This is a genomic window from Nonomuraea sp. NPDC049625 (assembly GCF_040675285.1).
Classification (GTDB): Bacteria; Actinomycetota; Actinomycetes; order Streptosporangiales; family Streptosporangiaceae; genus Nonomuraea; species Nonomuraea angiospora_A.
Window position 1 is genome coordinate 1 of sequence record NZ_JBFAOQ010000038.1, and the last position, 17809, is coordinate 17809.

Here is a 17809-nt window from a genome sequence, read left to right on the forward strand (position 1 = left end):
CGGCCAAGGTGACGCGCTCGGCGCTGCAGAACGCCGCTTCCATCGCGGCGCTCTTCCTCACCACCGAGGCCGTCATCGCCGAGAAGCCCGAGAAGCACGCTGCTGCTCCGGCCATGCCGGGCGGCGACATGGACTTCTAGCCCGAGCCCTCCCTCCGGAGGTGACATTCCGCTTCCGCGGGCGCACGTTGAGTAGGCCATACTCATGCGCCGCGCCCGGCCGGCCCTGACCCTGGTCAACGAGGGGTCTTCGTACGAGGGAGTGGTGTTCAGTGCTGATGGTCACCTTCGCCGGCCGGGCCGCGATCCCCGGGCCCACCGCCGGCATCGGATACAGCATCTGGTCCTACCGGGTGGACACGAACAACCCGGGGCCGGGCGGGCAGGGGGATCTCACGCCGGGCCAGCGCATCGCCATCGGCCTGCCGCGCCGGGCGGACGTGCGCGGCCCCGAGCAATATCCGGGCGTGCCGCAGCTCGAAGGCACCTTCGTGCTGCGGGACGCCACCTCCAGCCGCGTGTACGCGGGCCGGCAGATCACCTCGCCGGGGCCCCAGACGATCTCGTTCGTCGCGCCGTCGGCCGAGTCCTCGTACGAGGTGCTCATGGCCAAGGCGCCGCTGGGGCAGTCGCTCGCCGCGGTGCCCTTCCTGGCCGGGGCGGGCACCACGGCGCAGCCCCTGCAGGTCATGACCGCGCCCATGGTCGGCGCGCCGGTGTTCAACGGTCGACCGCCCGACGACTTCACCGGCACCCTGCCGTACGCCAGCGAGCTGTTCGGCGTCTACCAGCCGCTGGCCGGATGGTTCGGCCAGAACGGATCCCTGCGCGCCGTCCGGGCGCTCGCCGACGAGCGGCTGGCCCGCCTCGGCGGCGGCGCGTTCGCCGGGCAGGCCGCCCGCGCGCTGGACGACGAGGGGCTGGCGGCGCTGGCCGAGCGCTTCGACGCGCTCGCGCAGGGCGTGCTGTCGCCGGTCGGGCTGGTCAACCTGTTCAGGGAGTACTTCTTCGAGTTCGACACCTTCCTGGGCGGCCCCGTGGGCCACCTGTGGATCAGCCCCGGCGGCATGGTCGAGGTGGTCGAGAGCAGCACCCGCCGCACGCTGGTCGAGCGGACCGCCGAGCAGGCGGAGGAGACCTCGCGCAAGGTCGAGGAGAGCCTGACCGACCAGGACGACCTCGCCGACGCCGTCAAGGAGGACAACGCCAACGACACCAACCTCGGCGTGACCGCCAGCGGCGGCGTCGACACCGGCGTCTACCACGCCGACGCCAGCGCCAGCTTCTCGATGCAGACCACCGTCAAGCGCTCGTCGGAGCAGACGCACAAGCACACCCGCACGCAGAGCTCCAAGACCACCAGCGAGATCAAGCGGAACTTCAAGACGACGTTCAGGACGGTCACCGAGACCACCGACACCTCCAGCCGCCGCTACGTCGTGCAGAACACCACGAACGAGCTGGTCAACTACGAGCTGCGGCGCAAGATGCGCAAGATCGGCGTCCAGGTGCAGCACATCGGGGCGCGGCTGAGCTGGCAGGTCTACCTCGACGCGCCCGGCCGCTCGCTCGGCCTCGGCGAGCTGGTGCACGTCGTCACCGCCCCCGACCTCACCGCGGTCCCCAAGCCCGAGGTCAGGCCGTATCCGGCGGAGCAGCAGGTCACCTACCACCTGGCCGTGCCGTTCGTGCTCTACCAGGGCGCCGACGACGAGGCGGAGAACACCTACCAGACCTCCAACGAGAACATCAACCACGGCATCTTCCGCCCCGACGTGGGCGCGAACGACATCATCGAGTTCCGCTTCGACTTCCCGCTGCCGCCCCCGCCGCCGGGGACCACGCTCAAGAAGATCGGCATGCTCGACTTCCACGGCGCGCAGGTCAGGTTCACCACCGACGCCGCCGACCTCGGCGTCAACCCCGACCCCGCGGCCAACGTGCTGAAGGTCCGGCTCACGTACGCCAACTTCGAGGGCCGCAAGTTCATGCCGTTCGACGCGATCATGGTCTACGAGCCGACGCCCGAGGCCAAGCACGCCGTGGACGTCGCCAACCAGGCAGCCCGGACCGCCTACGACCGCCGGGTGGCCGCGCTCCAGCACGAGGCGTACGGGCACGCCGTGCGCGACCGGCTGCGGCTGGTCAGCGGCATCCGCCCGCGGCCCTCGCAGGACCTGCGCGACGAGGAGCGCCAGACGGTCTACGCCCACCTGATCCGCCAGTTGCGGCTCTTCGACGACGATCACCTCGGCTCCGAGCTGATCCGGCAGATCTTCGACGTGGACGAGATGCTGTACTTCGTCGCCCCCGACTACTGGCGGCCCATCGACGTGCCCCCGCCGAGCCAGGGCAGCGTCGGCAAATATCCGGTCCCGCCGCCGCCCTGGGACATGGAGAATCCCGGCGTGCTCGGCGGGCAGACCGTGCTCACCTGGTACGCCCACACCGACGCGAGCAACGCCCTGGACGAGCAGCTGCACACCGTGCCGGAATGGCGGGTCAACTACCTGGTCACCGAGGAGACCCAGCCCGCCCCGCTGGGCAGCTCGCTCGGCTGGCTGATCCAGGAGGACGGCGACGAGCGGCGCAACGAGTTCCTCAACGCGGCCTGGGCCAAGGCGGTCCTGCCGGTCCGGCCGGGGCACGAGGTGGAGGCGCTGAGATGGCTGGCCCAGGCGCACGTCGAGGGCGAGGCAGGGCTCGGGCTGCCGTACCCGGTGCAGCCGGGTGACCCGCCCGCCTACCAGAACAAGACGGTGGGCCAGGTCCTCGAACTCCTCGCGGCCGAGCTCCAGGCGGCCAACACCGACATCACCAGGACGCTGGCCACCGAGGAGGTCTTCGAGACCGGGTTCGACCCGCTGGAGGGCGGGTTCCGGCCGGCGGCGCCGTACGAGGTGTTCGACCAGTGGGTGGAGGTCCTGCCGACCGACCAGGTGGTGGCGGTGGAGGTCCGGTACGACCCCAAGACCGGGCAGCAGCTCTGACATGGCCTTCACGACGACCGTCAGGTGGCGGCGGCCCGGCGAGGCCGCCCACCCCCTGCTGCGCGGCGCGGTGCGGGTGGAGCTGCAGGCGCTCGACGCCGCCGAGCTGGCGCGCTGGGCCGATCCGTCGGCCGGGCAGCCGTGCCCGCCGGCGGGGGCGCCGGGGGAGGTGTCGGCCGCCTTCACCGTCCCCGACACGGCGGCGGGGCTGCGGCTGACCTTCTCCGTACGGCTGCGGGCCGGCGGCCAGGACGAGGAGGCGCTGTCCGTGGTCCAGCGGCTGACCGTGGCCAGGCCGGGGGTGCTCGTGCCGGACGCCTACCGGATCGACCGCTTCGCCGTGCAGCTCAGGCGGCGCGGCGGAGGCGGCGAGGTGCTGCAGGAGGTGCCGAGCACGCGGCCGAGCGGCATGGTGCGCTCCTTCTTCGGCCGCCATCCGCTGCTGCGCATGGCGGCCAAGGACACCCCCGAGATCGACACCGAGTTCCTGGACGCCACCAACCTGTGGTGGGCCCTGCACTTCCGGGTGTGCCGGAACAACCACGAGGAGGGCTTCAACCCCTGGTACCTGGAGCCGACCTGCAACGACCGGCCCGAGCGGCTGCGGGTGCTGCTCAACACCCGCGCCACGCCCATGCTGTGGTTCGCGAGCCTGCCGCCCGTACGCGAGCTGCCCGGGGAGACCTCGGTCGGCGGCTACCTGTTCCTGCGGCCCATCGGGAGCGCCTACGCCTACCCCGCCACCTGGCCGGACGTGCTCACCGCCCCTGCCCACGCCACCACCGGCCTGCGCAACCTCTGCCGCTACCTGCTCCAGGGCCACACCAGGACCGGCAAGGCCAAGATCACCGGGCTGCCGGACTGGCACCAGCTCATCGACCACAGCCCCGACGCCGACCACCCCCTCAACGCCTACTCGTTCCTGCCGTGCGGCATGGACTACGCCCTGGACAGGACCGCGCCCAAGCTCGTGTCCGAGGCCCGCTCCCTGCGGGTGCTGCTGCTGCCGGTGCCGGAGAAGAACAGCCCCGGCTTCTGCTACGGCGGCAACGTCGGGCCGGGCAACACCGCGCGCCTGTCGGCCGCGATCCGGCTGCTGTGGACCAGGGGCGGGTTTGGCGGGCCCGGCCAGCAGCTGCTGGAGGCGGGCGAGATCGCCCCGCCGCAGCCGCCCCAGCCCGGCGCGGCCGCGTCCGCCACGGGGACGCTGCGGGTGGCCCAGGACACGTGGGTCGGCGCGTACAGCAGCGGGGGCCACGCGCTGTGGGAGCTGCTGAACGACCCCGGCAACCGCGCCGGTGTGGCCCGGGCGCTGGTCTTCGACACCGTACGCTTCGACGACCGCGGCCAGGCCCGCCTCCTGGACACCGCCAAGGCCCGCGCCGCGGCGCGCCGCCCGGGGCTGCAGGCGCGCATCGTGTGGAGCCCGTACGCGATGGGCCACCCGCCGTCGGCCGAATTCCTCACGGCCGTGCGCGGGCAGGGCGGCCAGGCCGTCGTCTGGCCCAAGGCCGGTTCCGCCTACTTCGCCGCCCCGCCGAACCCGGCCGACCCCTGGGCCGAGTACGTCTTCGCCGACGCCAAGCCCTGGACGGCCGCCAAGTTCCCGGCCGGGCAGCTGAGCGGCTGGTGGCACCAGTTCGTGGTCTTCGCGGGCGAGGAGATCCACGGCGATCCACGGGACCCGGGCTCGATCAGCTTCATGGAGGCCACGATGGCCCCCTGATCGGAGGCCGGCGGGCCTCCATCCAGTTATGGGCGGTCAGGCGGCGGAACGCGGCCACGAGCACGTCCCCGAAGCCGAAGACCGGGTCGAGACCGGCCGCGCGCATCGGCGACCTCGCCCGGGTGCGGGTCGTGGTCGGCTGACGTCGGAGGCCGCCGCGGATCACGCGGGGCGCACCCGGTAGATTGCGCGCATGCCCTCCACCCCGCGCCCGGACGACCGCGTCGCCTCGGCGTTCCGGTTCGCCACCGAGCTGATCGCCTGGGTCGCGACCCCGTGGGCCCTCGCCCCGCACTCCGTGCCCCTGGCCGTGCTGTCGGTCGTCGTGCTGATCGGCCTGCCCACGCTGTTCTCGACGCCGGGCGACAAACGGAACGTGATCATCGCGGTGCCGGGGCCGGTGACGATCGCGCTGGTCCTGCTGCAGCTCGTGGCCGCGGTGGCGTCGGCGTGGGCCGCCTGGCCCGTCGTCGTGGCCGTGGCGGTGTCGGTGCTGGCCGTGGTCACCGCGGTGCTGGAGCTCCCACGCTGGCGGTGGCTGCTCTCCCGGTGAGCCCGGGCGTCGGCAACCCGCTCGGGCGACGGTTCTCGGGAAGCTCGGGCGGCGGTGCTCGGGTCGCGGCGATCTACTCGGGCGGCGGGGCGAATGCCTCGTGGAGCTCGGAGATCGGGGCCATCTCGGTGACGAACCCGAACCGGCCCGCCCGCATCTGCCGGGCTCCGTCCAGGAATGACCGCAGGGCGAGCCGGGAGAGCGCGCCTCCGATGCTCACCCGGCGCACGCCGATCCCGGCGAGCTGCTCCAGTGTGATCGAGGGGTCGGCGAAGCCCATCACGACGTTGACCGGCCTTCCGACGGAGGAGACGACCGCGCGCATCTGGTCGAGCGTGCGCAGGCCCGGCGCGTACAGGACGTCGGCGCCCGCCGCCTCGAACGCCTGCAACCGCCTGATCGTGTCGTCCAGGTCGGCGACGCCGTACAGGAGGTTCTCGGCCCTGGCGGTCAGGACGAGCGGGACGGGCAGGCCGCGGGTGACCTCGACGGCCGCGTGGATCCGCTCGACGGCGAGCCCGAAGTCGTAGATCGGCGTCCGGGGGTCGCCCGTCGCGTCCTCGATGGACGCCCCGACGGCGCCGTACGCGCAGGCGTCCTCGATCATCCTGGCCGCCTCGGCGGGCTCGTCGGCGTAGCCGTTCTCGAGGTCGGCGTTCACGGGCAGGGGCGTCGCCTCGCTGATGAGGCGGCAGTTGTCGAGGACGTCCTGCCGGCCGGCCCGGGTGCGGCCGAGCATGTTGGCCACGCCGAGGCTCGTGGTGGCGATCGCCTCGAAGCCGAGGCCGGCCAGCAGCCGCGCCGTTCCGGCGTCCCACGGGTTGGGCAGCAGGAAGGGCTCCGGCCGCTCGTGGAGAGCCCGGAACCGGGTGGCCCTGGTCGTCTGATCGGTCATACGGCCACTGTCGTCGGCGCCCTCGCGATCCGTCAAATGCATAGATCTGACATTTGACATCAGGAATACTGATGGATTGTGACAGTGGAGGAGCTTGAGGCGTTCGTGTGCATCGCCCGGTCAGGCGGGTTCACGGAGGCGTCCAGGAGGCTCGACCGGTCCCAGCCCGCGATCAGCCGCCGGATCAGGGAGCTGGAGCGCTCGCTGGGCGCGGCGCTGTTCGAACGGGCCGGTCGCAGGGTGGTGCTCACCGAGGCGGGACGGGCGCTGCTGCCGTACGCCGAGGCGGCCCTCGCCGCGATGCGCGACGGCGAGCGGGCCGTACGGGAGCTGTCGCGGGAGCCCGCCGAGGCGCAGGCCCTCAGCCTGGCCATCGTCGGCACCCTGGCCGACTCGCACATCGTCCGGGCGCTGCGCGCCTTCGAGGCGGAGTTCCCCGATGCCTCGGTCGAGCTGCGCACCGCGACCAGCCGCGAGGTGAGCGCGCTCGTACGCGGCGGCGAGGCGTCCCTGGGCCTTCGCTACTTCTCCGACGCCGACCCCAAGCTGGAGTCGATCCCGCTGGGAATGGAGAAGCTCCTGGTCGTGGTGCCCGCCTCGCACCCGGTCACCGCCCGCCGCCTGCCCGACCTGCGGGCATTCCAGGGGGAGCGGTGGCTCGGCTTCCCGCCCGAGCGAGGTCAGTCCGACTCCTTCGGCCACCTTCTCGAACGCCTGCTGCTCGCCTCCGGGCTGGCCGAACCCGCGATCACCAGGATCGACAGCCTCACCGCGCAGCGCAGGCTGGTCGAGGCCGGGCTGGGCGTCGCGCTCATGCCCACCGGCAGCGTCCGCGAGGAGCTGCGCATCGGCAGCCTGCGGGTGATCGAGGTGGAGAGCATGGACGCGGGCCTGCCCGTGGTCGCCGTACGGAGGAGGCGCGGCCACCGGAGCCGGCTGGCGGCCGCCTTCCTGGACACGCTCAAGGATCACACCCCTGAGCTGCTGGGTTGACGCGGATACGGGTCCGCCGGCGTTTCGATGGAACCGCCGGGCGGGCAAGCGCTGTCCAAGCCATGGGCGACGCCCGCACCGGCGCCTCACAGAGCGCCGGGACGGCGCCGCGGACGGCCCTTCCCGTCTGCGGACGCGCGCTGGACGTCGCCCCCGCCAAGCCGCGTCACCTCAGATCGCCGTCACGAAGCCCGCGTCACTTCAGGTTGCCGTCGAGCACCCGCTCCAGGAACCCGTCCAGGTTGGCGACGGCCCGCACGATCCGCTCCTCCACGGTGAGCGACTCGAACCGGGTGCCCAGCTCCGTCCGCTTCTTGTCGCGGACGTAGAGGGAGCAGGCCAGGTCCGCGCACATGTAGGCGCCGACCGTGTTGCCCTGGCGGCCCGCCGCCCCGGTCCTGGGTGCGGTGAACAGCGCCACCCCGGTGCCCGAGTGCGGCGTCACGCAGACCGAGCACAGCGTGGACTTCGTGAAGCTCCTGCGTACCTCCTGCGCCAGGCGCAGCGCCACACCGACCGCCCGGCCGTCGCGCTCGGCCACCAGGTACGCCCGCTCGGGCGCCCCCGGATCACGCCAGCCCAGGAAGTCGAGGTCGGTCCAGGGGGACTCGGACAGGTCGCGCGGGAGGCCGAGCCGGCGGGCCTCACCCTTGGAGCAGTTGACGAAGGACGCGCGGATGTCGTTCTCAGTGAGGGGATTCATGATCATTTCCTTGGGGGTTGCTCGGCCAGTGCCTCAGCGCGACGTCGAGCACGTCGAGGATCTTCGTCCAGGTGTCCTGGAGGTCGCGCGGATGGTTGAACCCGGCGCCCGCCTCCAGGCTGAAGAATCCCTGGTACGTGCTGCGCAGCAGGCGGATGGCGTCGGTCAGGTCCGGCTCCGGCAGCCCGTACGCGCTCAGGTGCGCGTACGTGATGGACATGATCCGCAGATGCCCCGCGGACTCGGCCACCACGGCCGCGTCCAGGGGCATCTGGGTGGCCTGGTAACGCCCGGGCCGGGTCCGCGCGAACTCGCGCCACGCACTGGCGAACCCCGCCAGCGACTCCTTGCCCGCCCGCCCCGCCGTCGCGTCGGCGAGCCGGTCGGCCAGGTCGCGGGCGGCCAGGATCGCCACCCGGACCCGCAGGTCCTTGAGGTTCTTGACGTGCGAGTACAGGCTCGCGTCCGCGACCCCGAACCGGCGTGCCAGCGCGGACACGGTGATGTTGTCGAACCCGACCTCGTCGGCCAGCTCCGCGGCCGCCTCGGTCACCCGGCCCGCCGTCAGCCCGGCACGGGCCATGGCCACCTCCTGAACCTAAGCCATCTAGTTATCTTCCTAGATGGCTTAGGTTAGCACCTCACAAGGTAGTGAGGAGGACCGGCCGCCCCTGGACGCCGGGGTCGGCGGCGAAGACGGCGCCCGCGTCCGGCTGCTCCGCCCGGTCCACGCCGAGCGCGGAGGTGGTGATGAACAGCCGGTCGAGGCCCTCGCCGCCGAACGTCACCGCCGTGACCCTGCGTACCGGCAGGCTGACGACGGCGTCGAGCCGGCCGCTCGCGTCGTAGCGGCGCACGGCCGCGCCCTCCCACAGCGCCACCCAGACCCCGCCCTCGGCGTCGACGGTCAGCCCGTCGGGAGCCCCTTGCTCCGGGTCGATGACCGCGAACGGGCGGCGCCCGCTCAGCCCGCTCTCCGGGTCGTAGTCGAGCCCGTCCACCCGGCCGGTCGTGGTGTCGGCGTAGTAGGCCAGGGAGCCGTCCGGGCTGAAGTCGAACCCGTTCGAGATCGTCACCTCCGGCAGCACCACCCGCAGGTCGCCGCCGGGCCCGGCCACGTAGAACGACCCGCCCCCCGGGGTCTCGTCGTAGGCCATGCTGCCGATGTAGAAGCGGCCGTCGGGGTCGCAGCCGCCGTCGTTCATGCGGACCCCGGGGTCGCTCCACGCCTCGCCCAGGGAGTGCAGCGGGGCGTCCAGATCGTCACCGTCGGCCAGCAGCAGCTCGCGCTCGCCCGCGACCACGTAGCCGCCCGACGTGCGCGGCCGCAGCGCGGCGGCCACCTTGCCCACGTGGCGGCGACGCACCCCGCCCCGCGGGTCGAGCGCCAGCACGTCGCCGGCCAGCATGTCCACCCACCGCAGCCCGCCCCACCGGCTCGACCACACGGGTCCCTCGCCATGCTCGGCCACGGGATCGGTCACGGTGTACGGGGCGATGCTCATGACGCTCTCCCAGGAGGTCGCGGGGTCGTGATCCAGACCCTATCGGGAGCCGGGGATCCCGCCTCGGGCGCCGTGAGAAAGCTCTGGTACGCTCACGGCCAGACCGTCCCTAGGAGGTGAGACCCATCAACGCTGTAGCAGGCCGGGTGCTCCCTCCCCATGATCAGGATTAGGTGACCACGGGAGCGCCCATCGGCATCCCGAAAGGCTCTCATGTCGGTTTTTTCGTCATCTGTCCCTTCAGCCGTCCCCACCCCCGCCGTCGTCGCCAGGCTGCGCGCCGCCGGCTGCGTGTTCGCCGAGGACGAGGCCGAGCTGCTCGTCTCCACCGCCCGCACCCCCGCGGAGCTCGCCGCGATGGTGGAGCGCCGCGTCGCCGGCGAACCCCTCCAGCACGTCCTCGGCTGGGCGGAGTTCTGCGGCCTGCGGATGGTCGTGGAGCCGGGGGTGTTCGTGCCCAGGCCGCGCACCGAGTTCCTCATCGGCCAGGCCGTCGCGCTGGCCCGCCGCGTCGCGGGGCCGCCGGTCCTCCTCGACCTGTGCTGCGGCAGCGGCGCGGCGGGGGCGGCGCTGGCCGCGGGGCTGGGGGAGGCCGAGCTGCACGCCGCCGACCTCGACCCCGCCGCCGTGCGGTGCGCCCGCCGCAACCTCGCCGCCGTGCCCCTCCTGTCGGGCGGCGCGCTCGCGGGCCAGGTCTACCAGGGCGACCTGTACGAGCCGTTGCCCGCCTCGCTGCTGGGCCGGGTGGACATCCTGATCGCGAGCCCCCCGTACGTGCCCTCGTCCTCCATCGACCTGCTGCCCCCCGAGGCCCGGCTGCACGAGCCGCTCGTGGCCCTCGACGGCGGCGGCGACGGGCTCGACGTCGTGCGGCGGGTGATCGCGGGCGCGCCGCGCTGGCTCGCGCCCGGCGGCCACCTCCTGGTCGAGACCAGCGAGCGGCAGGCCGCCGCCACCGCCGAGGCCGTCGCCCGGGCGGGGCTTGCCGCCCGGGTGGCGAGCTCGCACGAGCTGGACGCCACCGCAGTGATCGGGACGCGCCCTTAGCGATGTTAAGGTGTCCCGCGATGGCACAGAAGGGACTGGCGCGGGACACGGTCGTGCGCGCCGCGCTGGAACTGCTCGACGAGGTGGGCCTGGACGGGCTGTCGGTACGCCGCCTCGCCGCCCGCCTCGGCGTGCAGAACCCGGCCCTCTACTGGCACTTCCGCAACAAGCAGGAACTGCTGGACGAGATGGCGCGCGAGCTGCTCGCCCCCGAGATGGGCGGCCCCGGCGAGGGCGAGACCTGGCGGGAGTGGCTGACCCGGCGCGCCCACCGCTACCGGCGCACGCTGCTGAGCCACCGTGACGGGGCACGGCTGGTCACCGGGAGCGACCCGGGGGCGAGCGTGGCGCGGGGGTTCGAGGAGGAGCTGAAGACCCTGGTCGGGCTGGGGTTCACGCCCGGCCAGGGCCTGCACGCGATCGGGTCCGTCAGCCACTACACCCTCGGCTTCGTGCTCAACGAGCAGGCCCAGCGCGAACGCCGGGAGCGGGGCCAGGCCCGGGGCCTGGACGCGTACGCCGACTACCCCCTCACGGTCGCGGGCGTGCGCGAGGGCGGGGCCCCCACGAGCGAGGAGGCGTTCGCGCACGGGCTGCGGCTCCTCCTCGACGGGGTGGCCGTCTCTTTGCGGGACGCCTGAACGGCTTTCTTGAAGTGATTTGCCCTTTTTGATGGGCGGCGTGCTGTTATTTGTCCGTGGACTTCGCCTCTGATCCGCGCTTTCATTTTCTCCGTCGGTTCGGCATCGAATTACGGGGGTCAGATGGCTCGTTCGCGGCGAATCATGCAAATCGCCGTCGCTTTCACGGTGGTGGCGAGCGCCGCCCCTCCGGCGTCGGCGGCGCAGCGGGATCCCGTGCGGATCACGCGCTTCCTCGGGGAGCAGCGGCTGGCGCATCTGCTGAAGTTCGAGGACACCACGGTGGGCGGGCTGTCGGGGATCGATCGCGATCCCGGCACCGGCACCTGGTACTTCGTCTCCGACGACCGCTGGCGCTACAACCCCGCCCGCTTCTACACCGGGCAACTGGACTTCGACCGGGACACGGGGGAGTTCGTCGGCGTGCGGCTGACCGGGGTCAGGACGCTGACCAGGGCCGACGGCACACCGTACGCGGCGTACGGCCAGCCGGGCTCGGCCGACCCCGAGTCGATCAGATACGACCGGTGGAGCGGGCGGCTGATATGGGGAGACGAGGGTGACCGGCCGGACGGCGCCCATCAGGCCATTCCGATTTCCGCCGCCGCGGTGCACACGACCGACCTTCAAGGACGTAATGCCGGAGAATTGCGGGTGCCGCCGAATTTGCGGCTGACGGACACCGAAAGAGGGCCCAGGCGTAATTTCGGCTTCGAAGGGGTGGCGGTCACGGAAAGCGGCATCACCGCCGTCACCGAGGGCCCGCGCCACGAGGACGGGCCCGTGCCGTCGGTGGCGCGTGGCGCGCCCGCGCGCCTGACCGTGTGGAACCGCATGGGCATCGCGCGCGCCCAGTACGCCTACCCGCTGGACCCCCTGCCCACCGCGCCGATCCCGCCCGACGGGGACGCCGACAGCGGGGTGTCGGAGATCCTGGCCATCGACGATGACCGCTATCTCGCGCTGGAACGGTCCTGGATCCAGGGCGTCAACTACCGGGTCAAGCTCTACGAGATCGACCTGCGCGGCGCCACGAACGTGCTGACCAGGGACGACCTTGCGCAGGGCAGACCGTATCGGCCGGTGACCAAGCGGCTGGTCCACGACCTCGGCTCCTTCCGGCCTCCGGTCCAGAACCTCGAGAGCCTGGCCTGGGGGCCGCGCCTGGCCGACGGGTCGTGCACGCTGGTGATCGGCTCGGACGACAACTTCGACCAGCGCGAGATGACCCAGTTCCTCGCCTTCGCCGCCACGGGGTGCCCGTGAGGACGCCGGCCAGGAGGGCGTGTCGTGCCTGGTCAGGCGGCACGGCTGGGCGCCGCGAGCGTGGGTAGCGTGCTGGATATGGCCACCTTCGACCTGACCACGCTCCGGGCGGTCGTCTTCGACACCGACGGGGTGGTCACCGACACGGCGCGGGTGCACGCCGCCGCGTGGAAGCACGTGTTCGACGCGTTCCTGCGGGGCCGCTCCGCGCCGTTCGACGTGCGCGCCGACTACCTGGCCTTCGTGGACGGGCGGCCCCGGCTGGACGGGGTGCGCACGTTCCTGGCCTCGCGCGGCATCTCGATCCCCGAGGGCGGTCCGCAGGACGAGCCGGGGGCGGAGACCGTACACGGGCTGGGGCTGGCCAAGGACGCGCTGTTCGTGGAGGCGATCGCGCACCACGGCGTGGCCGCCTTCCCCTCCACCGTCGCATTGCTGCACGAGCTGCGGCAGCGCGGCTGCCGCACCGGCGTCGTCTCGGCCAGCAGGCACTGCCGGGCGGTGGTGTCGTCGGCGGGCCTGCTGCACCTGTTCGACGTGGTGGTCGGCGGGGAGGACGCCGCCGAGCTGGGGCTGCCCGGCAAGCCGGATCCCGCGCTGTTCCTGGAGGCCGCGCGCCGCCTGGAGCTGGCTCCCGGGGTGGTGGCGATCGTGGAGGACGCGCTGCCGGGCGTCGAGGCCGCGCGGAAGGGCGGGTTCGGCCTGGTCGTCGGCGTGGACAGGAGCGGGTCCGGGGTGCCGGGGGACGGGCCGCGGGCCGCCGCGGGGACCGGTGCCCGGGCGATGCTGGCCGCCGGGGCGGACGTCGTGGTCGCCGATCTGGCCGACACGGACGTCTCCGGCCGCGTGCCGGTGGGACGGCCATGAACGGCGCGCTCGGGCTCGGGCACGTGCGCCGCGCGCCGCCGTTCTACGCCGATCCGCTACCGCGGAGGCCGGCTCTTCGTCGACGCCGGCCACCACGAGGCACGCGTGAACGGCACCGCGCGCCGTAGCCACACGCGAGGAGAAACGATCATGACTGGCACCGGAGATCTCGGACGCCGCCTCATCCACTGCCGCGAACGCCTCGGCCTGACCCGTGAGCAGGTCGCCGAGCGCGCGGCCATGTCGGCCGGCTACCTGAGATACCTGGAGGAAAATCCCGATATGCCGGATACCGGGGCCCTCTACCGCCTGGCGGACGCGCTGCAGACCACGGTGCACGAGCTGCTGGGCGGCGGCCTGGACCGCCCGCCCGGGCACGGCCCCGCCATGGCCAACCCGACGATGGAGGTGCTGGACCCGGAGGAGTGCCTGCGGCTGATCTCGCCGGGCGGGATCGGGCGGGTGGCGTTCAGTGGCTCGCGCGGGCCCACCGTGCTGCCCGTCAACTACAAGCTGCACCACGGCGTGATCGTCTTCCGCACGGCGTCCGGCGGCCCGATGGACCAGGATCTGCGCTCGGGGCTGGAAGGGGTGGACATCAAGATCGCGTTCGAGGTCGACAAGATCGACGAGGCCAACCGCGAAGGGTGGAGCGTCCTGGTGCAGGGGCCCGCCCACCACGTGACGGCGGACGAGATGGAGGAGGTGGCCGACTCGGGCGTCACGCCCTGGGCGGGCGGCGAACGCCGCCTCTACATCCGCATCGTCCCCCATCAGATCGCGGGCCGGCGCATCCACGGCATGTAGCGGCCCGGCATTTCGCCGCAGATCAGAGGCGGTGGGCCGGGATACTGGCGCCCCGGCGTTTCGCTGCTGATCAGAGGCGGTCGGCTGGGATACTTCGGTAGCCGGCCGGGCATGATCGCCACTGTCAGGAGGTGCCGCATGAAACGCTTCACCGGGCCAGCCCTACAGGTGCTCATCGTGCTCGCGGTGGCGACCGCCGGCTGCGGGGCCGTGGGCGACCCGCGGGGCTCGGTCCCCGGGACGGCCTCACCCGAGGAGACCACCCCGCCGGGCAGTCCTACGACCACGCCTCCCGGCACCGGCACGCCGGCCCCTCGCGGGGGCCTGGTCGCCGGCCGTTACCAGCCGCTGTGGCCGTTCTCCACTCCCGGCGAGGCGATGGCGTGGCGGGAAGCGCATCGCAGGGACGGCCGGGAGGCGTGGCACCTCGACGCCCGCCGCACCGCGCTCGCCTTCACCCGCGACTTCCTCCGCTTCACCGAGATCGACCGGGTCGCCAAGTCCGTCCGGCAGGGCGACCACGCGCGGGTGCACGTCGCCTACCAGGCGGAGGAGGGCCCGCGACCGCTGGTGGCGGCCGTCGTGCACCTGGTGAAGTTCGGCTCGGGCGAGGACGCGCCGTGGGAGGTGGTGGGCACGGACGACACCTCGTTCTCGCTCACCAGACCCCGCTACGGCGCCACCGTGCGGTCCCCGCTGACCGTGGGCGGTCAGATCACGGGCGTGGACGAGAGCGTCAAGGTCCAGGTCCGCCGGCCCGGCTCGGCCACCCCGATGGGGGAGTCGTGCTGCGTGGGCGCCGGCGGGACCGGCTCGCCGTGGTCGGCCCGGGTCTCCTTCAAGGCGCCCCCGGGGCGGACGCTGACCGTCGTGGCGTCCACCGGCGGCCACGTGGCGACCGTCGAACGCTTCGCGGTGACGGGCGTGAACGTCGCCCCCTCCTGAACGCCTGCCCGGCGCGCCGCGAGGTCCGGTCTCAGGAGGTCTGGCCGGTCGGGTGGAGGCGGACGCAGCAGTGTTCGGGGGCGGGTTCCAGGCGGGCGGTGACGCCTGTCGCGGCGAGGCCTTCGAGGAGGCCGGTGAGGAGGCAGAGGTTCATGCCGCAGACCAGTTCGGTGTGCTGCCGGGCCAGGCTGTGGAAGGGGCAGTTGACGAGGGTGATGGTGTCGCCCTCGGGGCGGGGCTCGAATCCGAGGGCTTCCAGGGCCGGCACGACCGCGGCGCGCGGGTCGGGTGCGGGGTCGGCGGGGCGGGCCTCGCGGCCGAGCTCTCTGCCCAGCTCGCGGGCGCGCCGGTCGAGCACGTCGCGTGGTGGCTCGCCTGAGGTCTGCGCCTCCTGGAGAGCGTCGGCGAGCAGGTGGGCGGCGGTTTCGTAGCGCCGGTCCGGCAGGGAGATCGTGATCTGCCCGAGCGCGCGCCGGTAGAGCTTGGCCGGGCGGCCGGCGCCAGGCCCGGTGCGGCCGGTGCGGCGTTCGTAGACGGCTTCGAGCAGCCCTTCGGCCACCAGTTTGTCCAGGTGGAACGAGACCGTGTTGCGTGGCGCCTGCACGGCGTCGGCGGCCTGGTCGCGGCTCACCGGCGCGGGCTGTCGCACCACGAACTCATACAAGCGGCGCCGCGTCGGCTCGTCCAGCGCCGCGACGGCGGAGACGCGTGCCGGCCATGCCTCGTCGACCTCGCTCATTCTAAAACCCATTCCTGTTGACTAAATCACTGGGCACCTTCTAATGTTAGCGAAACTTGTCAATAGAAGGAGGGTTCATGATGCGCTGCGCATCCGAGGATCGCGGGCGGGCGGCATGAGCGACTCCGTGGCGCAGCCGGTCGGTGGTTCGTCGCCGGACCACCAGCAGCGACGCCTGCGGGTGGTCCGGGGACGCGGCGATGTGGACCTTGAGGCCGCGCAACGGGCGGTGACCGACCTGCTGATCGCGCTGGGCCGGGACCCGGAGTCCGATCATCTGGCCGACACCCCGAGGCGGGTCGCGCACGCCTATGCCGAGTTGCTGGCGCCGCGCGAGTTCAACCTGACGACCTTCCCCAACGAGGAGGGGTACGACGAGCTCGTCCTGGCCCGCGACATCCCGGTGCAGTCGCTGTGCGAGCACCACCTGCTGCCGTTCCAGGGCGTGGCGCACGTGGGCTACCTGCCCGGCGACCGCATCCTGGGGTTGTCGAAGCTCGCCCGCGTCGTCGAGCTGTTCGCCCGCGATCTGCAGGTGCAGGAACGGCTGACCAAGCAGGTGGCCGACTGGCTGCAGCAGCACCTGGCCCCCAAGGGCGTCGGCGTGGTGATCGAGGCCGAGCACCTGTGCATGTCGATGCGCGGCGTGCAGGTCCGCGGGTCCCGCACGGTGACGTCGGCCCTGCAGGGGCTGCTCCGCGAGGATCCGCGCTCCCGGCAGGAGTTCTTCGCGCTGGCCGGAGCTCACGGCTAACCCCCCGGTACAAGCAGACAGGAGAGTGACGATGCCGGCACCAGCCACGTTCGTGATCGCCGGAGGCGGCCTGGCCGCGGTCAAGGCCGCCGAGGCCCTGCGCGAGGAAGGGTTCGACGGCGCGATCGTCGTGGTCGGCCGGGAACCGCACCTGCCCTACGAGCGCCCCCCGCTGTCGAAGACCTATCTGCAGGACGGCGGCGAACGACAGAAGATCTTCGTGCACGACGCGGCGTGGTACCGCGACCACGCCGTCGACCTGCGCACCGGCGTCACGGTCACCGAGATCGACCGGGCCGCTCATCAGGTGACCCTGTCCGACGGCGAGCGGCTCCGCTACGACAAGCTGCTGCTGGCCACCGGGGCGCGCCCGCGCCGCCTGACCGTCCCCGGCCACGATCGCGACAACGTGCTTTACCTGCGTACCGTCGACGACTCCGACCGCCTGCGTGCCGCGCTGTCCGCCGCCACCAGGATCGCCGTCGTCGGCGCCGGCTGGATCGGCCTGGAGACCGCCGCCGCGGCCCGCGCCGCCGGCGTCGAGGTCACCGTGGTGGAGCAGGAGCGGCAGCCGCTGCTCGGCGTCCTCGGCCCCGAGATCGGCGCCGTCTTCGCCGGCCTGCACCGTGACCACGGCGTAGACCTGCGGCTCGGCGCCCGCCTCGCCGCGGTCACCGAGGCCGGCGTACGGCTGGCCGACGGCACCCACATCGACGCGGACGCCGTGGTGGCCGGGATCGGCGCCGTCCCGGAGACCGATCTGGCCGCCGCCGCGGGGCTGCCGGTCGACAACGGCGTCATCACCACAGCCGACCTGCGCACCGGCGATCCCGACATCTTCGCCGCCGGCGACGTCGCCAACGCCTACCACCCCCTCCTGGGCGGGCACATCCGCGTCGAGCACTGGGCCAACGCGCTCAACCAGCCCGCCGTGGCCGCCCGCGCCATGCTCGGCCGGCAGGCCGCCTACGACGAGCTGCCCTACTTCTACACCGACCAGTACGACCTGGGCATGGAGTACGTCGGCCACGTCCCGCCCGGCCTGGCCCACGACGTCGTCATCCGCGGGGACCTGGCCGAGCGGGAGTTCCTCGCCTTCTGGCTCCGGAACGACACGGTGATCGCGGCCATGAACGTCAACATCTGGGACCAATCCGACGAGCTCAAGGCACTCGTCCGAGCCGCCTCCCCGCTCGACCGCGCCGCACTCGCCGACTCCGCGACCCCGCTGCGCCGGCTCATCCGTTGACCACGGCGTTCGAGCGCGCCCGCGGACTCACACGGTCAGCTGGTACGGCGCCGCGCGAACGACCCGCTTCACCGGTTGACCCCGCGCGAACGCGAGGCGCCGGGGCTCATGGCCGAGGGACGTTCCAGGG

The 17809-nt window shown here is 72.7% G+C and carries 17 protein-coding genes and 1 pseudogene; 13 read left to right on the plus strand and 5 right to left on the minus strand.

Annotated elements, in window-relative coordinates; genetic code table 11:
- Positions 1 to 271: 271 nt before the first annotated feature.
- From AB0J87_RS62780 to AB0J87_RS62790, 3 genes are all read left to right on the plus strand, one after another.
- Positions 272 to 2989, plus strand: coding sequence for a hypothetical protein (locus tag AB0J87_RS62780; protein WP_363985363.1), 2718 nt, complete (start codon positions 272 to 274; stop codon positions 2987 to 2989).
- A 1-nt stretch (position 2990) separates the two neighbouring features.
- Positions 2991 to 4715, plus strand: coding sequence for a hypothetical protein (locus AB0J87_RS62785; RefSeq protein WP_363985365.1), 1725 nt, complete (start codon positions 2991 to 2993; stop codon positions 4713 to 4715).
- A gap of 193 nt (positions 4716 to 4908) precedes the next feature.
- Complete coding sequence (locus tag AB0J87_RS62790; protein WP_363985367.1) at positions 4909 to 5268, plus strand: hypothetical protein; 360 nt, start codon at positions 4909 to 4911, stop codon at positions 5266 to 5268.
- A 73-nt stretch (positions 5269 to 5341) separates the two neighbouring features.
- Here AB0J87_RS62790 and AB0J87_RS62795 read toward each other — a convergent pair whose 3' ends face one another.
- Positions 5342 to 6163 carry an isocitrate lyase/phosphoenolpyruvate mutase family protein gene (locus tag AB0J87_RS62795; protein ID WP_363985369.1) on the minus strand — a complete coding sequence of 274 codons (822 nt, stop codon included), beginning with the start codon at positions 6161 to 6163 and terminating at the stop codon, positions 5342 to 5344.
- Between the two features lie 84 nt (positions 6164 to 6247).
- Between AB0J87_RS62795 and AB0J87_RS62800 the strand changes: the two genes are divergently transcribed.
- Positions 6248 to 7156: a LysR family transcriptional regulator gene (locus AB0J87_RS62800; RefSeq protein ID WP_363985371.1), complete on the plus strand. Its 909-nt coding sequence runs from the start codon at positions 6248 to 6250 to the stop codon at positions 7154 to 7156.
- Positions 7157 to 7352: 196 nt separating this feature from the next.
- Here AB0J87_RS62800 and AB0J87_RS62805 read toward each other — a convergent pair whose 3' ends face one another.
- From AB0J87_RS62805 to AB0J87_RS62815, 3 genes are read right to left on the minus strand one after another with little or no spacing between them, the layout of a single operon-like run.
- Entirely contained in the window at positions 7353 to 7859 is a 507-nt protein-coding gene (locus AB0J87_RS62805) for an FBP domain-containing protein (protein ID WP_363985373.1), read from the minus strand.
- Complete coding sequence (locus tag AB0J87_RS62810; RefSeq protein ID WP_363985375.1) at positions 7843 to 8442, minus strand: WHG domain-containing protein; 600 nt, start codon at positions 8440 to 8442, stop codon at positions 7843 to 7845. The genes AB0J87_RS62805 and AB0J87_RS62810 overlap by 17 nt, the downstream gene beginning before the upstream one ends.
- A 58-nt stretch (positions 8443 to 8500) precedes the next feature.
- Positions 8501 to 9364, minus strand: coding sequence for an SMP-30/gluconolactonase/LRE family protein (locus AB0J87_RS62815; protein WP_363985377.1), 864 nt, complete (start codon positions 9362 to 9364; stop codon positions 8501 to 8503).
- A gap of 213 nt (positions 9365 to 9577) precedes the next feature.
- On the opposite strand from AB0J87_RS62815, the gene AB0J87_RS62820 reads away from it, so the two are divergent.
- The 6 genes from AB0J87_RS62820 to AB0J87_RS62845 all read left to right on the plus strand — a co-directional run bounded on the left by AB0J87_RS62820 (position 9578) and on the right by AB0J87_RS62845 (position 14937).
- Positions 9578 to 10411 carry a putative protein N(5)-glutamine methyltransferase gene (locus tag AB0J87_RS62820; protein WP_363985379.1) on the plus strand — a complete coding sequence of 278 codons (834 nt, stop codon included), beginning with the start codon at positions 9578 to 9580 and terminating at the stop codon, positions 10409 to 10411.
- A 20-nt stretch (positions 10412 to 10431) separates the two neighbouring features.
- Positions 10432 to 11052 (plus strand): TetR/AcrR family transcriptional regulator C-terminal domain-containing protein, encoded by a 621-nt coding sequence (locus AB0J87_RS62825; protein WP_363985381.1) that lies wholly within the window; start codon positions 10432 to 10434, stop codon positions 11050 to 11052.
- A 144-nt stretch (positions 11053 to 11196) separates the two neighbouring features.
- Entirely contained in the window at positions 11197 to 12318 is a 1122-nt protein-coding gene (locus AB0J87_RS62830; protein ID WP_363985383.1) for an esterase-like activity of phytase family protein, read from the plus strand.
- A gap of 78 nt (positions 12319 to 12396) precedes the next feature.
- Entirely contained in the window at positions 12397 to 13185 is a 789-nt protein-coding gene (locus tag AB0J87_RS62835; RefSeq protein ID WP_350743073.1) for an HAD-IA family hydrolase, read from the plus strand.
- 150 nt (positions 13186 to 13335) lie between these two features.
- Entirely contained in the window at positions 13336 to 13992 is a 657-nt protein-coding gene (locus AB0J87_RS62840; RefSeq protein WP_355212112.1) for a pyridoxamine 5'-phosphate oxidase family protein, read from the plus strand.
- Positions 13993 to 14130: 138 nt separating this feature from the next.
- The gene (locus AB0J87_RS62845) at positions 14131 to 14937 is read left to right on the plus strand and encodes a hypothetical protein (protein ID WP_363985386.1); all 807 of its coding nucleotides are present in this window, start codon (positions 14131 to 14133) and stop codon (positions 14935 to 14937) included.
- A 31-nt stretch (positions 14938 to 14968) separates the two neighbouring features.
- On the opposite strand, the gene AB0J87_RS62850 is transcribed toward AB0J87_RS62845, so the two are convergent.
- Positions 14969 to 15676 (minus strand): helix-turn-helix domain-containing protein, encoded by a 708-nt coding sequence (locus AB0J87_RS62850; protein WP_363985388.1) that lies wholly within the window; start codon positions 15674 to 15676, stop codon positions 14969 to 14971.
- 115 nt (positions 15677 to 15791) lie between these two features.
- Between AB0J87_RS62850 and folE the strand changes: the two genes are divergently transcribed.
- The 3 genes and pseudogenes from folE to AB0J87_RS62865 all read left to right on the plus strand — a co-directional run.
- On the plus strand, positions 15792 to 16430 hold the full coding sequence (gene folE / locus AB0J87_RS62855; RefSeq protein ID WP_363985390.1) for a GTP cyclohydrolase I FolE: 639 nt from the start codon (positions 15792 to 15794) through the stop codon (positions 16428 to 16430).
- A 31-nt stretch (positions 16431 to 16461) separates the two neighbouring features.
- Positions 16462 to 17679, plus strand: coding sequence for an FAD-dependent oxidoreductase (locus AB0J87_RS62860; protein WP_363985392.1), 1218 nt, complete (start codon positions 16462 to 16464; stop codon positions 17677 to 17679).
- A 36-nt stretch (positions 17680 to 17715) separates the two neighbouring features.
- Positions 17716 to 17805 (plus strand): annotated as a pseudogene (locus AB0J87_RS62865) (DNA-binding response regulator); the annotation flags it as partial.
- Positions 17806 to 17809 lie beyond the last annotated feature (4 nt).

What these genes read in the sequence shown, in the direction of transcription:
- AB0J87_RS62860 (WP_363985392.1), top strand. Translation starts at nt 16,462, where the DNA reads ATGCCGGCACCAGCCACGTTCGTGATCGCCGGAGGCGGCCTGGCCGCG.
- AB0J87_RS62845 (WP_363985386.1), top strand. Translation starts at nt 14,131, where the DNA reads ATGAAACGCTTCACCGGGCCAGCCCTACAGGTGCTCATCGTGCTCGCG.
- AB0J87_RS62820 (WP_363985379.1), top strand. Translation starts at nt 9,578, where the DNA reads ATGTCGGTTTTTTCGTCATCTGTCCCTTCAGCCGTCCCCACCCCCGCC.
- AB0J87_RS62785 (WP_363985365.1), top strand. Translation starts at nt 2,991, where the DNA reads ATGGCCTTCACGACGACCGTCAGGTGGCGGCGGCCCGGCGAGGCCGCC.
- AB0J87_RS62825 (WP_363985381.1), top strand. Translation starts at nt 10,432, where the DNA reads ATGGCACAGAAGGGACTGGCGCGGGACACGGTCGTGCGCGCCGCGCTG.
- AB0J87_RS62795 (WP_363985369.1), bottom strand. Translation starts at nt 6,163, where the DNA reads ATGACCGATCAGACGACCAGGGCCACCCGGTTCCGGGCTCTCCACGAG.
- AB0J87_RS62830 (WP_363985383.1), top strand. Translation starts at nt 11,197, where the DNA reads ATGCAAATCGCCGTCGCTTTCACGGTGGTGGCGAGCGCCGCCCCTCCG.
- AB0J87_RS62810 (WP_363985375.1), bottom strand. Translation starts at nt 8,442, where the DNA reads ATGGCCCGTGCCGGGCTGACGGCGGGCCGGGTGACCGAGGCGGCCGCG.
- AB0J87_RS62850 (WP_363985388.1), bottom strand. Translation starts at nt 15,676, where the DNA reads ATGAGCGAGGTCGACGAGGCATGGCCGGCACGCGTCTCCGCCGTCGCG.
- AB0J87_RS62790 (WP_363985367.1), top strand. Translation starts at nt 4,909, where the DNA reads ATGCCCTCCACCCCGCGCCCGGACGACCGCGTCGCCTCGGCGTTCCGG.
- AB0J87_RS62815 (WP_363985377.1), bottom strand. Translation starts at nt 9,364, where the DNA reads ATGAGCATCGCCCCGTACACCGTGACCGATCCCGTGGCCGAGCATGGC.
- AB0J87_RS62840 (WP_355212112.1), top strand. Translation starts at nt 13,336, where the DNA reads ATGACTGGCACCGGAGATCTCGGACGCCGCCTCATCCACTGCCGCGAA.
- AB0J87_RS62835 (WP_350743073.1), top strand. Translation starts at nt 12,397, where the DNA reads ATGGCCACCTTCGACCTGACCACGCTCCGGGCGGTCGTCTTCGACACC.
- folE (WP_363985390.1), top strand. Translation starts at nt 15,792, where the DNA reads ATGAGCGACTCCGTGGCGCAGCCGGTCGGTGGTTCGTCGCCGGACCAC.
- AB0J87_RS62805 (WP_363985373.1), bottom strand. Translation starts at nt 7,859, where the DNA reads ATGAATCCCCTCACTGAGAACGACATCCGCGCGTCCTTCGTCAACTGC.